Annotated in this window: 12 protein-coding genes; 5 read left to right on the forward strand and 7 right to left on the reverse strand. The window is 39.9% G+C overall.

The annotated features are described in order from the left end of the window. Window positions 1-161: 161 nt before the first annotated feature. The 3 genes from ACO1XM_RS18130 to ACO1XM_RS18140 all read right to left on the reverse strand — a co-directional run bounded on the left by ACO1XM_RS18130 (window position 162) and on the right by ACO1XM_RS18140 (window position 4,152). Window positions 162-854 carry a T9SS type A sorting domain-containing protein gene (locus ACO1XM_RS18130; RefSeq protein WP_486231612.1) on the reverse strand — a complete coding sequence of 231 codons (693 nt, stop codon included), beginning with the start codon at window positions 852-854 and terminating at the stop codon, window positions 162-164. A 137-nt stretch (window positions 855-991) separates the two neighbouring features. Continuing rightward, a complete protein-coding gene (locus ACO1XM_RS18135; RefSeq protein ID WP_486231614.1) occupies window positions 992-2,497 on the reverse strand; it encodes a M20/M25/M40 family metallo-hydrolase in 1,506 nt (501 codons plus the stop codon). A gap of 80 nt (window positions 2,498-2,577) precedes the next feature. Continuing rightward, window positions 2,578-4,152 carry an OstA-like protein gene (locus ACO1XM_RS18140; protein ID WP_486231616.1) on the reverse strand — a complete coding sequence of 525 codons (1,575 nt, stop codon included), beginning with the start codon at window positions 4,150-4,152 and terminating at the stop codon, window positions 2,578-2,580. A gap of 49 nt (window positions 4,153-4,201) precedes the next feature. Here ACO1XM_RS18140 and tilS point away from each other — a divergent pair, with 49 nt between their 5' ends. Beyond that, window positions 4,202-5,527, forward strand: coding sequence for a tRNA lysidine(34) synthetase TilS (tilS, locus tag ACO1XM_RS18145; RefSeq protein ID WP_486231618.1), 1,326 nt, complete (start codon window positions 4,202-4,204; stop codon window positions 5,525-5,527). A 123-nt stretch (window positions 5,528-5,650) separates the two neighbouring features. Next, complete coding sequence (mdh, locus tag ACO1XM_RS18150) at window positions 5,651-6,580, forward strand: malate dehydrogenase (protein WP_486231620.1); 930 nt, start codon at window positions 5,651-5,653, stop codon at window positions 6,578-6,580. Window positions 6,581-6,691: 111 nt separating this feature from the next. On the opposite strand, the gene ACO1XM_RS18155 is transcribed toward mdh, so the two are convergent. Then, window positions 6,692-7,087 carry a DoxX family protein gene (locus ACO1XM_RS18155; protein WP_486231622.1) on the reverse strand — a complete coding sequence of 132 codons (396 nt, stop codon included), beginning with the start codon at window positions 7,085-7,087 and terminating at the stop codon, window positions 6,692-6,694. A gap of 238 nt (window positions 7,088-7,325) precedes the next feature. Here ACO1XM_RS18155 and ACO1XM_RS18160 point away from each other — a divergent pair, with 238 nt between their 5' ends. Both ACO1XM_RS18160 and ACO1XM_RS18165 read left to right on the forward strand, forming a co-directional pair. After that, entirely contained in the window at window positions 7,326-7,832 is a 507-nt protein-coding gene (locus tag ACO1XM_RS18160) for a GNAT family N-acetyltransferase (RefSeq protein WP_486231624.1), read from the forward strand. 270 nt (window positions 7,833-8,102) lie between these two features. Continuing rightward, the gene (locus tag ACO1XM_RS18165; RefSeq protein ID WP_486231626.1) at window positions 8,103-9,812 is read left to right on the forward strand and encodes a hypothetical protein; all 1,710 of its coding nucleotides are present in this window, start codon (window positions 8,103-8,105) and stop codon (window positions 9,810-9,812) included. A gap of 118 nt (window positions 9,813-9,930) precedes the next feature. Here ACO1XM_RS18165 and ACO1XM_RS18170 read toward each other — a convergent pair whose 3' ends face one another. After that, on the reverse strand, window positions 9,931-10,545 hold the full coding sequence (locus tag ACO1XM_RS18170) for an FISUMP domain-containing protein (protein ID WP_486231628.1): 615 nt from the start codon (window positions 10,543-10,545) through the stop codon (window positions 9,931-9,933). 467 nt (window positions 10,546-11,012) lie between these two features. On the opposite strand from ACO1XM_RS18170, the gene ACO1XM_RS18175 reads away from it, so the two are divergent. Beyond that, window positions 11,013-11,414 carry a hypothetical protein gene (locus tag ACO1XM_RS18175; protein ID WP_486231630.1) on the forward strand — a complete coding sequence of 134 codons (402 nt, stop codon included), beginning with the start codon at window positions 11,013-11,015 and terminating at the stop codon, window positions 11,412-11,414. Window positions 11,415-11,504: 90 nt separating this feature from the next. On the opposite strand, the gene ACO1XM_RS18180 is transcribed toward ACO1XM_RS18175, so the two are convergent. Together ACO1XM_RS18180 and ACO1XM_RS18185 are read right to left on the reverse strand one after the other, a co-directional pair. Beyond that, the gene (locus tag ACO1XM_RS18180; RefSeq protein WP_486231632.1) at window positions 11,505-11,969 is read right to left on the reverse strand and encodes a GNAT family N-acetyltransferase; all 465 of its coding nucleotides are present in this window, start codon (window positions 11,967-11,969) and stop codon (window positions 11,505-11,507) included. Window positions 11,970-12,206: 237 nt separating this feature from the next. Continuing rightward, a complete protein-coding gene (locus tag ACO1XM_RS18185) occupies window positions 12,207-13,598 on the reverse strand; it encodes an alpha-amylase family glycosyl hydrolase (protein ID WP_486231634.1) in 1,392 nt (463 codons plus the stop codon). Window positions 13,599-13,999 lie beyond the last annotated feature (401 nt).

Raw genomic sequence — 13,999 nt, forward strand, 5'->3', positions numbered from 1 at the left:
GACAAAAACGGAATTTTTGTAGAAATGGTGTGGTTGGTGTTAATTAAATTGTGCTGTGTATCTGTGAAGCCTTTAAAAACCAGGAATTACATACCATCCGGGGCATTCATCAGAGCTGATTTGTGTAATTGGTGGTTTGTGGCAGAACTATTTATAAAGGCCTATTTTTTCACCATGATTTTGCGTGTCAGTACACCTTCTCCATCTACATACAGGGTGAAAAAGTAAATGCCAGCGTTCAAATCATCGGTGCGCATTTTTAGTTTTGTTTCTACAGCGGATAGTTGGTAATCGCCTACCACATTACCTAGCAGATTTCGGAGTATGATGTTATAACTTGGTTGTGTTTTATGAATTTTATAATCTACCTGAGCGGATTCAACTGCAGGGTTTGGGTATGCATCGGTGATGGTGATAAAGTGCGAATCGTAAATGGATTTGCGCTCGGCAAACTCTTCAACTGAAAAATTCACATCGAACTCAACTGCTTCATTTTGATTATTTTTATTAATCACGACATAACGTGCAGAACTAATGCCAGCAGCAAGTCCTGCATCGAAGGTGATAAGCAAATCGTTGGTGCTTTGACCTGCCTCCAGGCGTAGATTAAGTTCTTCAGCACAGTTTCCGTTCAGGCAAATTTGCACAAGCTGGGTACTACCCATGTTTGATTGCGATTTTCTGATAAGGAGATGAAGTACTTTGTTATCGTTGTTACGTATGCGAAGGCTACCTTGTACGGTTTCTCCTATGCCTGCTTTGAGTGTTTCAGACGAGAGGATGACATCAAACTGCTGCGCCTGAGCATTGGCCCAGGAAAGTAGTACCGATAGAAGGAGGAGGTATACTTTCATACTGCTTGAAGTGATGTAAGAAATTTACCCTGTTTTAATTTTAATTCATAGAAAAAAATGAAGTTTTTAGAAAAAAATGCAATAATTAAGTATTGTTAGCGTTTTCACTCCCTTATTTTAGGTAGAAATACGTAGTACTATATTTTCTCGGTCAGTATGCAGACAAATGTTTTTACTGCATCGATGTAATTGCCCAGCCTGATATTTTCATTCTCTGCATGCTGATTATTATCGGCATTTACTGTGGGTACTGCAACAGCAGGAATCCCCAGCGTAACCACAAAAGGAGAAATGGGAATTGAGCCACCAGCCGTCCGGATTTTGATAGGTGCTTTTTGAAATGCTTTTTTCATAGCCTTGTCTAACCATACTCCAAGTTCAGAATCAAAAGGTGTTTGAAAGGCACCATAAGAGATCGAGGATTGGATGGCAGCAATTTTAGGATACTTCATGCGCTCTTCTTCTGTGGGTTCAGTAGCCACTACGTGGTAGCCTTTACTGATAACATGTTGACGCACCAATTCTATTAACCTTTCAGGATTACTGGAAGGCACCAGGCGGATATCAATTTCTGCAGTTGCCCAGGCGGGTATTAATGTTCTTGCTTTTTCGCCAATATAAAGTGCATCAAGGCCTCGAATATTTAAAGTAGGGTATTGCATGGCTTCCTGAAAGGTAGGAGCCACCTGGTCGGGTTTGGCTATGCCCAGAAATTGTTTCAGTTCTTCTTCGTTGTCGGGTACTTGCCTGAGTGTGCGTTTCTCTTCATCCGTTAATACAATGCCATCATAAAAACCGGGTATGGTTACTCTGCCCTCTTCATCTTTCATAGAGGCCAATAACTGCGACAAACGCAAGGCAGGATTAGGTGCGTAGTTTCCATAATTGCCACTATGCATGTGGGCGCGAGGACCAAAGGTGGTTAAGGTAATTTCGCAAATACCTCGTGCACCAAAGGTGAGTGTTGGTTGATTGCTGACATGGCGAGGACCATCGAAAATGATAAACCAGTCGGCACTTAATTCATTTTTATAGGTAGTAACAGCTGCAGGCAAGCGAGGGGAGCCTAACTCTTCCTCAAAGTCCATGATGACTTTAATATTGTAATTCGGTTCTTGCTTTAACTCTTTTAAGGCATCTAACGATGCAAGGAAAGCAGCGGCTGGACCTTTGGCATCGGAGGTGGATCGGGCAAATATGCGCCAGTCGCTGTTGATATTGCCCTTCAGTTTTTCATCAGCGATAATATTCCATTTACCCATACTGTCCTGCTCTTTCAATACTGGTTTCCACGGACTTTCCTGATCCCACAACGCAGGGTTTACGGGTTGGCCGTCAATCTGCAAATAGATAAGTACTGTTTTAGCGGGTTTCTTTACTTTTCGCTCGGCCAGTAATAGGGGTACCGTTGAAGTGTTCAGTCTTTGTGTGGTAAACCCCCTTTTAGCAAAAGCACTTTCGCACCACACTACGTTTCTTTCAATATCCTGGTGCTGACTGGCTACATTGGGTATGCTCAGCAATTCATAAAATTCAGGGAGCGAAGCCAGGGCATTTTTCTTTGCCAGTTTATCCAGGGTATTTTCCTGCGCGGTAGCTGGGATGACCAATAATAATAATGATGAAAGAACAATTTGCTTCATGGTGTTAGGCTTGTAGGATAAAGTTAATCATCCTGCAATCAAAAAGCACCCGCAGTCGGGGGTATATGCATTTAAAATGATCAGCGAATCACGTCCTTTTTAAGCGGTCGCTTTTCGATTTGCCAGAGAAATCCACGCAAGCGCTTGTCGCCATCCTGTAGTTCGTGAGGAGGAATGAACTGAGCTTCCGGTTTTACATAAGAACTGAAGGTGTCCACTTTACCATCTTTAAAGCGAATGAGAATACGGCTACAGATGATTTTATTCATACCCATCATGGAGTTATCTTTTTCATCGAGTGCGAAATAGATATTCTCTGCATTACCATTCACATAAACACGGTGCAGTTTCTGATCTTGAAAATCGGCAATCATTTTCTTTCCTTTAATCTGATTGAAGTCGTGCAGAATAGTGTCTTCCGCAATAACAAAAGCATTGGTGTTAAGGAAGATTTTGCTGATTGTATTATTTGCAATCAGCATGCTGATGGAATCTGCAGATAATTGATTTTCTGTAGTCCATAAAATCGGTTTTTTATAGAAGATAATAGTGGAGTCGGAAACACGGTATTCTACTGAATCCGCAATACCCTGAAGATCATTTTTAAAAATCCGCACATTGTTATAGGCGAGTATTCTTTTTTGCTTGGCGTCTTTGCTGTCGATGGACACGAGGGTATCGGCAGTCATAAAAAGGGTATCACCTTCATCCGTAATTTTGGCCAGGTACGCGCGATCATACACCTTGGAAATGTTTTTCAGTTTATAGGCATCCGATGCCTGACCATAAATAATCAAATTGTTTTCTTTGGAGGTCATAATCACATCACCCCTGATGCGATATACTTTATTGAGGTCGTCAAGACTATAACTTTTTCCGGAAATAGTATAATCTTCGTTTTCACCTACGCCCTGTTGCAGATCTGATTTTTTCTGCAGCGTATTGTAACTACCCTTGTCATACACAAAAGTGGCGCTGTCTTTATCGATAACGGTAGTAGGGCTAACGAAATAAATTATTTTAGTGGCTGAATTATATTGTAAGCTGTCAGCACTCATCGTATAATCGGGGTTAGTTACCACCACAGATTTTTTGAAGGAAGAGAGGTTGCTGTTTACATTATAGTAACCCTTATTGCTGGTAAGTACGTTGGTGCTGTCTACCAGTTTGCCATTGTTAAAATAATAAGCTGTATTTTTTGTTCGATCATAATCAAGAAAATCGGTGTAGAGGGTGGCGGTTTCTAATTTCGTGAATATAACATTGCCACGGAGTTTAGCGAGGCGCCTGTTGCCTTCGTAAATAAGAGAATTGCCTGTTACGGTTACAGAATCGCCCTCGGTAATTTTAATCTTGCCAAAAGCTTCTACCGTATTTGTTTTGTCAAATAAATGGGCGGAATCGCAATAGATCGTAGTTTTATTTTGGATCAAAACAACATTACCAACTAGTCGCTTAAATTTTTCTCCCCCTGCTGTCTGACCCCCCAAAAGCCTATCGGAATTTTTGATATCTACTTTTTTGCCCCTGTTTCGCTGGGCAAAAGCCTGATCACTGAAAGCAAATACAAAAATGAAGAGAATAAGTGCCCCCAAAGTCCGTGATAAACTCAGGCAGGGCGAAAATCTGAGAAGTTGTGTGCTAACTGCATTCATATTTTGCCGCAAGCTACAATGTAAATTGTTAAGGTTGTAATTTGCAGTCGTGTTAAAGCAATTTATAAGCCATCTTTCCGACAAACTCAATATTGAGGCTCCTGCAAAAGTATTGCTGGCGGTAAGTGGCGGTTTAGATTCTATGGCTATGCTGGAGCTTTTCCGCCAGGGTGGTTTTAGTGTGGGTGTTGCCCATGTTAATTTTCAATTGCGCGGTGAGGAGTCTGATGGCGATGAAGCACTGGTTAAAAATGTCTGTCAACTGAAGGGGATCCCCTTTTTCATAATACATTTTTCAACCAAAGACTATGCAAAAGAAAAAGGTATTTCAGTGCAAATGGCTGCACGGGAGTTGCGCTACAACTGGTTTGCAGCATTGGCGGAAAAGCACGATTACACCTGGATCGCTACTGCACATCACTTGAATGATTCTATTGAAACAGTTTTGTTTAACTGGACAAATGCGGCCTCTCTTGCGGGGCTTTGCGGTATTGCGGCACAAAATGGAAAGGTAATCAGACCCTTACTATTTGCTACACGAAACCAGTTGGAGGACTTCGCTCAGGAGAATGCGTTGGTGTGGCGAAACGATAGCAGCAATGAAAGCGATGTGTATAAAAGAAATTTTATTCGTCACCAAGTCATACCAAAATTAAGGGAGCTTAATCCTTCTTTAGAGTCTAGTCTGCAACGCGGGCAACGCAAATTACAAGGAGAATTATCTTTTTTAAACTACGCATTTCAGCAGTGGAAAAATCAGTACGTTACTTCAGAAAACAAGGTAATAAGCATTGACAAGAAGGGTTTTGATAACCTGGATGAAGCAGCCATTATCCTGTATAAAGTTGTTGAACCATTTGGTTTTAATTTTGATGTGTGTGAAGAAGTGATGCAAGGACTGCACGAACAAACAGGGAAAATATTTCTGTCTTCAACTTGTCAATTGACCATAGACCGTACAAAGTTGCTGATCAGCCCAAGACTTGTGGAAATGGGTGAGGTGCAGATTGAAAAAGGGCAGACCGATGCCTACCTGGGTAATTGGCATCTGCAGCTGGCCGAAGGCGTTGCTCAAAAGCCAGTGGATGATTCTCATGTTGCGGTGCTTGACATTGCCACTTTACAATTTCCGCTTACATGGCGGTGCTGGCAAGCGGGTGATGTATTTTATCCATTGGGCATGAAGGGGCGAAAAAAAGTAAGCGACCTGCTGATTGATGCCAAGGTATCTTTGGTGGATAAGGCTAACGTAACCGTTTTAACTTCCAATGAAGAGATTATATGGGTAGCTGGCCTCAGACTTGATGAGCGTTATAAGCTTACGGAGCAAACCAAAGCAGTGCTCATTTTAACCTTACGTCCATATTTTACTTAATATCCTTTTTCTTTGCGCAAGCGATTGATAAATTCACGCGCTCATTCGGACAAAGCAGCTTGATTGGTGCGTTCAAATCGAGTCTAACAGCATGACTTTCAATAACTTAAATCTTAAATTAATATGAAAATAACTGTGGTTGGCGCTGGTAATGTTGGCGCAACTTGTGCGGACGTGCTGGCTTATCGCGAGGTGGCAAATGAAATTGTGCTTGTTGATATTAAAGAAGGCTTTGCCGAAGGTAAGGCGCTTGACATCTGGCAAAAGGCACCGATCGATCTTTACGATTCCCGCACCATTGGTACTACCAATGATTATTCAAAGTCGGCTAATTCTGATGTAGTCGTAATTACTTCAGGCTTGCCACGTAAACCAGGTATGAGCCGCGATGATTTGATTAATACCAATGCTGGTATTGTTAAATCGGTAACTGAAAATGTTGTTAAGTATTCACCGAATGCCATCATCATCGTGGTTTCTAACCCATTGGATGTAATGACTTATCAGGCACACTTAACTTCAAAATTGCCGCGTACACGTGTAATTGGTATGGCTGGTATTTTAGATACGGCCCGCTACCGTGCTTTTTTAGCTGAGGCATTAAATATTTCGCCAAAAGATATTCAGGCTATGTTATTGGGTGGACATGGTGATACCATGGTGCCACTGCCGCGTTACACAACAGTGGCAGGTATACCTGTAACAGAGTTGATCGACAAAGACAAACTGAACGCAATTCTGGAAAGAACCAAAGTAGGTGGTGGTGAGTTGGTGAAGTTGATGGGTACTTCAGCCTGGTATGCACCAGGTTCTGCTGCAGCGCAAATGGTAGAAGCCATTGTGAAAGATCAGCGCAGGATATTCCCGGTATGTATCAAGCTTGAAGGCGAGTACGGAATTAACGATTGCTATTTGGGTGTGCCTGTAGTATTGGGTAAAAATGGTGTGGAAAAAGTAATTGAGTTAGACCTGAATGCCGATGAAAAGGTATTGATGGAAGCAAGCCGCAAGGCTGTACGCGAAGTAATGGATGTGCTGGATAAGCTGGGATAATCCTGATCCTTCTATAAAAATGAAAATGCCGCCTTGAGTAATCAGGACGGCATTTTTATTTATTTGAAATTTGAAATTATTGTTCACACCAGTCGCTTTCCCTTTTTATGATTATTTCAAATTAACCAGGTCTCTTAATTTTGCACTACGCAAGTATAAACCTATCCAGATAAATAATGCTACATAAATAGGGAAGAGTACATGACTGAAAAGTGGATTGCCAATACGCACATGTGTGGCAATAGCACCACCTAAATAACCTGTTAAGAGTAAGGCGCCAAAAAAGGCTGTGCGTGGTAAAGTATACAGCAGTGTGCAAACTAAAAGAATAACACCCAGGCTGGTAATAATCGTTTCAGGATAACCCAGTTCTACAGTTCCTTTAATTACTGCTTCCGGTTTTAAGAATTTGCCGACTATGTCAAATACCAGAAATAGTATGGCAAATACACTTAATCCCCAACCAATTCTATGTGCTTTTTTCGATGGTAAATTTTCTGTTTTCATATTTAATATTGTTTAATTAATACTTTACAAAAGTCAGCTACTTAGTAATTCTTTCTGTAGTGCATTCAAGACATTTTGCAGGTGCAATTGCGTCAATTCTTGGCTGTGGTCTTTGTTATCTCATTGGTTGGAGCAAGGCGTAGAAGTAAGTATAGATTTTGTCGTGTAATTATCTTTTCGTTTAAAAAAGCATTAGGTTGTAAAACTTATTCCATTTTTTTAGGGTCAGACCATCAGCATGAAACAGATACTGGAAACAGAGAGACTATACCTCAGACAACTTGAATTAACGGATGCAGCATTTATTGTTGCATTATTAAATAGTGCCGGTTGGTTGCAATACATTGGAGATAGAAATGTCAGGGACATTAAACAAGCTGAAGCGTATTTGCAAAACGGCCCCCTTACCAGTTACAAACAATTGGGCTATGGGCTCTCTTTGGTTGCTTTAAAGGATGGTGATAAAGCGCTTGGTATGTGTGGCTTGCTAAAAAGAGATTACCTGGATCATCCAGATATTGGTTTTGCCTTTTTACCTGAAGTAATGGGTAAAGGTTATGCATTTGAAATGGCCGCGGCACTAAAGCAACATGCCGAAATATACTGGCATGTTAAAAAATTATGCGCGATTGTTCAGCCGGATAATGAGCGATCCATTAAACTGTTAAAGAAATTAGGCCTTTCATTTGAGCAGAAGATAACTTCGCCTACAACAAATGAAATACTAGAGCTGTATAGTAATTGATTTTACATTATTGATTAACAGACAATTGTTGAAAAAGTATTTTCATCGCTTACAGATCAATTGTTATTTCCAAAAGATCAGTTCATATACAGCTTGAAAGCTTCCTTCCTAGATGCAATCTTGTATTTAGCTTCATTAACAGGTTTTTCTATTTTATTCTAGACCGAACAATACTGTGAATGAACAATTGCGACTGATCATGCTCGCTTGTTGAAATGCTGTGCTGTCCTAATTTTGTTATCCAGCCATCATAACTCGTTGGAATGCAACATGCAAAGGTTTATTCTCTTTCTGCTTCTGCAAATTTTTTCGATAAGCATTGTCAGATCACAAAAACTGGATGCTATCGGAAATGAGAAGCCGCTGACCATTAACGGGGCTGCATCCCTCAGTCAGCTTTTTTATGGAGTACGCGGTATAGAATCCAGAAGAGTACCCTATACTTATTTTGCAAACGCCAGTTTGAATTTAGCAATATATGGTTGGAGCATTCCCCTTAGTTTTTCTCTGTCAAATCAAAACACTTCTTTTCAGCAACCTTTTAATCAGTATAGTATTAATCCCAGCTATAAATTTATTACTGCACACCTAGGCTATACAAGTATGACTTTTTCACCCTATACGGTGAGTGGACACATTTTTTTAGGTGCAGGTTTGGACATCGTGCCGGAGGGTAGCTGGACGTTGCATGCTTTGCATGGAAGATTTTTAAAGGCAATAGCACAAGACACTACGCAGCTCAGTGCAACCCCGGCTTTCGAGCGTAAAGGCACAGGTTTTAAAGGAAGCTATAAGGACAGAAACAATTCCGTAGACCTAATTCTTTTCCATTCATCCGATGACTTAAACTCGATTGGCTCATTACCCGACAGCTTACATATTTTTCCTGAAGAAAACCTGGTAGCCAGTTTAACCCTAGGTACTACCATACTAAAGCAATTTTTATTGCAAACAGAGTTGGCTGCCAGTGCCTTGACACGCGACCTCAGGGATACGCTTGCCCAGCATGATCATATTTTATCGAGACCGGAATTTTTATTCACTTCACGAGCATCCACTTCCTATTACCAGGCTTTTAAAGCTTCCTTCATCTATCAATTATCAGGACACAGCATAGGTTTGGGTTTCGAGCGAATTGATCCTGGGTATAGAACACATGGTGCTTATTTTTTTAATAACGATCTGGAAAATATTACTATTAATCTCACATCCGCTTTATTGAAAAGCAAAATGCAGTTGAATGCCAGCGTGGGCACCCAACGCGATAACCTCGATCAGGAGAAGTTGAGTAGTTTTAGAAGAATGGTGGGATCAGTTGGGGTTAATTTTACTCCATCGCAACAGCTAACAGTATCAGCCACGTATTCTTCTTTTCAATCGTTTACCAATATTCGTTCTCAGTTTGTTGAGATCAACCAATTAAGTCCTTACGACAACCTCGACACGCTGAACTTTACACAGTTATCACAAAATGCCAATCTTTCTTTTCTGTACTCATTGGGAAACAATAATAACCATAAGCAAAGCTTGAACGCCAACCTTATGTATCAGACAGCTGCCGATAAACAAGGCGGTATTCAGCAAAATGGAGCAACAACTTTTTACAATACCAATATTGCTTACTCCTTAAATGTGGTGCCTCAGCATTTGCTTATGAGTCTTTCTCTGAATGTCTCGATTAATGCAGGATCAAGCCTGGCCTCAAGAACTTTCGGTCCGGTACTGACTTCGTCTCGTACTTTTTTTGATAAAAAATTCAGGCTCATGCTTTCAGCTGCCTATAATCAGACCATCACCGAAGATGATTACAGCAATAGTGTGCTGAATTTTAAAACAAGCGGAGCATTTACAGTAAAGAAGAAACATGTGCTGAGCATTAGTTCGGCCATCATTGAAAGAAAAGCAAATGCGCAAGCTGAACAAAAAGCTTTTACAGAATTGACTGCCAATGTGAGTTACGCCTATAGTTTCGGATTATAAATGGAATTTTTAGTTAAGCCTCCAGTCCGCTAAGAAGGAGGGGGCTGGAGGTGAGACTAATAAAGAAGTTTAACTAAACAACACTAGATTATAATGAAAGTATAAACCATAGTATGCTTTAGTTGTCGCGCACGAATCTTACTGTAAATCTGTAATCCGGACTATTGTTGCTATCATACACCACCATTCTTAAATTGGAGAGATTGATTCCGGCTTCCTGAATGCTTAGTGAAAAACCATTTGTTGTCCAGAACTCAGCTACATCACCATCAATAGCCGGACCAGTGCCGAAAATATAACCGGTTGGGTATATATTCATTTTAGAACTATTGGTGCCAGCCACATTGTTCCAATTGTCTGTTGAAGTAAGCGCTTTTATCTTTTCAGTTTCAGTGCCATTGCTGGGTATGGTTATGCCATGAAATTCCGCCAGCTTTTCAAAGTCTTCTACGGTGGGTAAGCGCCATCCTTCAGGCAGTACGATCGCCTCAGCTTCAGCTTTGGTATAATACTTACCATATTCAGGTTTAGAATTATTGGCATCAAAATTCAGACCACCAGTACCTGCATAGTTAGCGGCTGTCCAGGTTTGATCGCCAAAGCTTACCGTTTCATAATTTTTACCTTGGATAGTCACGCGATTAGGGGTAGGAGCAGTGTTGTCATCATCGTTACAAGCAGCAAATAGAATGACAAGGATAAGAAATAAGAGGGATTTAGCGGGGCGTTGCATTATCTAATTAGTTATAGTGAACATGACGTTCTAACGCTGCTATTCTTTTTAAGTTGCATGTGCTAAAAATTGTTGGTAAAAACCAAACGTCAGAATTTTAAGATTTTGCTGTTTTGCTGCACGATTAAATGTTGCATCAAACTTTTTTGCTTAAGATCATCCAGACTAGTTTGTTGAAACATTCATTCGGGAAGATATTGTATAGGCTTGATGTGAGAGTATGTATAAATGAATAGATGATTTCGGATCCTTTATCTTAAAACAAAGTGCCCTCCATTCCTTTATTAGATAAAGCATTTACTTTGCCAACACCTGTTTTTATTTTGTAAAGATCTGATTGAAAAGAATAAAGTTCACTATATTGTCTCTATGTTGATGCAGTAATAGTTTACAATTGGCGCAATAATTGTTTTGGCAAGCAATGATGATATCTTCACATAAATTAAACCCTTAAAAAAACCAATAGTATGAAAAAAACGAACATGCTTACGTATTTATTCATGGCCTGCCTTACATTGCTGAGTGCCTGCGGTGATGATGAAGTGCTTAACAGCAACAAGGCTTTATTAACCGCACATGAATGGAAGTTTTCAACTTGCGAATCAGAAGATGAGATTACAGTTGAATTTACCAATGCATTTAATGCAGGTGCCAGGTATACATTTTTACAAAACGGCACTTATTCAGCAAAGCTGGGCAATGTATTTAACAACGTACCCTATACGGGCGATTGGGAGTTTGCCTCGGACGAGAGTCAGATAATTTTGGATAAAGGTACAGATGAAGAAATTACCTACACAATCGAAACGTTGAGCAGCACCACTTTGAAATTAAGTGAACCTGGCTACACGCTTGTTTATATTAAATAGCAAGACAAAGAAAGCATCAAGTAAAAGCTATGGGTCACCATAGCTTTTTTATTTAAAATGTACATCCTTAGAGTTTGTTTCTTACCTGCTTCAAAGTTTCTTCTCGAGCATAATCATGTCTGTGCATGCAATACCATTTTCAAAGATGGCTTCATCGTAATTCATTATAAAAAAATCTTTCAGGATAGAATAAATGCTGAAACCGACTTTTTCATATAAGTGGAGTTGTGCGGTACTCGAGTTACCGGTACCAATAATTATTCTTTTAAATCGATTTACTTTAGCCTGATCGATGGCATGCTGTAGCAGGCATGCGCCAATGCCCTTTCCTTGCTCATGAGAAGCAACGGCAATATTTTTAATCTCTACAGTTTCACTGTCCACCTTGCAAAGTGCATAACAGGCAATAGTCTGTTTTTCCTTTTCAATGGTATAGATGTCTGCTTCAATAATGTACTTATCAATATTCTTTTTAGAGGGATCTGCAAGCAATAAGAGATCGTAAGGAATTTCATCCTGTTTTTCCAGTTTCCTTATTTTTATATCTTTTAACAATGATTTTTATTTGTGATACTCTTGACTTCGTAGCAGTAAAGGTAATACTTACTTTCTGCTTTATATTTAAAACCTGATTAACATAGAGTTTCTCTTTGCGAAGAATGTATTAAGAAAATTTTTAATTGTTCTTTTTACTAAGGATAATCAAATGACAACTGAAACCAGGTGTAGATTGCTGATACAACATCACTTTTATCATCTCCTACATCGCTGCTGATGCAACAGCATTTGATGTCAGGGCTTTATATAAACTTTATATGCCCAGGGTTCTAAATCGATTGTTATTTTTTCATTCAGTTCAATAGCCTTGTTACTGGCAAAATCCAGGTAGTTGCCATGAAATAGGGTTTCTTTAAATACAACAGTTTTTTTCTCACTTGAAAAATTAAATACGGCAAATACTTTATCCTGCTCGTTTTGTCGAACAAAGCTGAATACTTGTTTCTCTGCATTGTTCGGAACTTTTATCATAGTAGCTCCCCATTGTGCATGCCACAAGGCTGTATTACTTTTCATCAAGGCAAAAAGTTTTTGATAGAGTGCTCCGATGGCATGCGCTTGCCATTGAATGGTATCTTTTTCAAAAAAGGCTAAGCGCTTTGGTTCTCCTGCTTCCTGTCCGTTGTAAATTAAGGGCATACCTTCTCCCACTACCGATAATACAATGGCTGCCTCAAGACCCTCTCCAAATTGTTCCCACATCGTACCTTCCCAGGCATTTTTATCGTGGTTGCTTACAAAAGTCATTCTCATGCTATTTTTTGGAAATGAACATTCATTCCAGGAGTAGTAGATATACAAACCATTTACATCTGCCTGACCTTTACAAATCTTATGCATGGTTTCGTTCCAGCTCCACGCGTAAGTCATGTCAAAAGCTTCGGCATGCAAGTCGCGTGTTTCCCATTCGGCCAACATAAAAACAGGTTTAATGGAATCTAACTCCTTGCGTACATTATTCCAGAAATCAAGCGGAACAAAACCGGCTACATCGCAACGATAGCCATCGATGTCTGCTTCCTTCACCCAATACTTCATGGCATCCGTCATATATTTTCTTAATCCGGGTTGGTTGTAGTCCAGGTCAATAATATCATCCCAATCCCACCACGGAGTAGGCCTGTAATTACCCTTATAATCTTTATCGTACCACTCCGGATGTTCCGCGACTAACACATTATCCCAGGCAGTATGGTTAGCAACCCAATCCAGTATTACATGCATGTTCAGCTTGTGTGCTTCATTTACAAAATCTTTCAGGTCTTGCAGGTTTCCAAATTCAGGATTAACACTGTAATAATCTTTTACGGCATAGGGACTACCCAAACTACCCTTTCTGTTTTTCTCACCAATGGCATGTATAGGCATTAACCAGATAATATCCACGCCCAATTCTTTGAGGCGTGGCAGTTGTTGTTGAGCAGCTTTAAAAGTACCTTCTTGCGAGAATTGCCTTGTGTTGAGTTGATAGATGCTGGCATTCTTACTCCACTCCGGATGAATGAGTTTTACATAGGCTGCTGGCTGGTAAGCATCGTCAGTAGCTTGTTCCTGATCATGATTCGCCTGGGGCTTACAAGCGAAAAGTAAAACCAAGATGCAGAGAAGGTTTAAGGCTTTATTCATGTTGTTTCATTTATTTAAGACTTATCAATGTTGCAGGAGAAGCCCTTGTACAGATTTTTTTTGAGGCTTGATAATACAGAGACTTTTACGAATATAAACTTTTTAGGCTTACAATTCTAGAGCCGATGAATTAGAAATGACTATCCATTCAGCGTATACGAAGGCACAGTGATTTCCTATAAAAGCTGTTTTTAATTCCTTAATCAAAAAGTAAATAAAATATTCGCCTTATTGCAAGGAATTGGGATGGGGGTATGTGTTGGCATGACGAAGCAATCTGAGTTGATGTGCTGATGTGTTAATTCGTTGATTGAAGAAATCAAAAAAATGTTCTTATAGTTAAATTTGAATTTCCCATGCTTCATCACAGCATGCTCAGACAAGGCATTATGCTATCTTCG

The organism is Chryseotalea sp. (assembly GCF_057350905.1).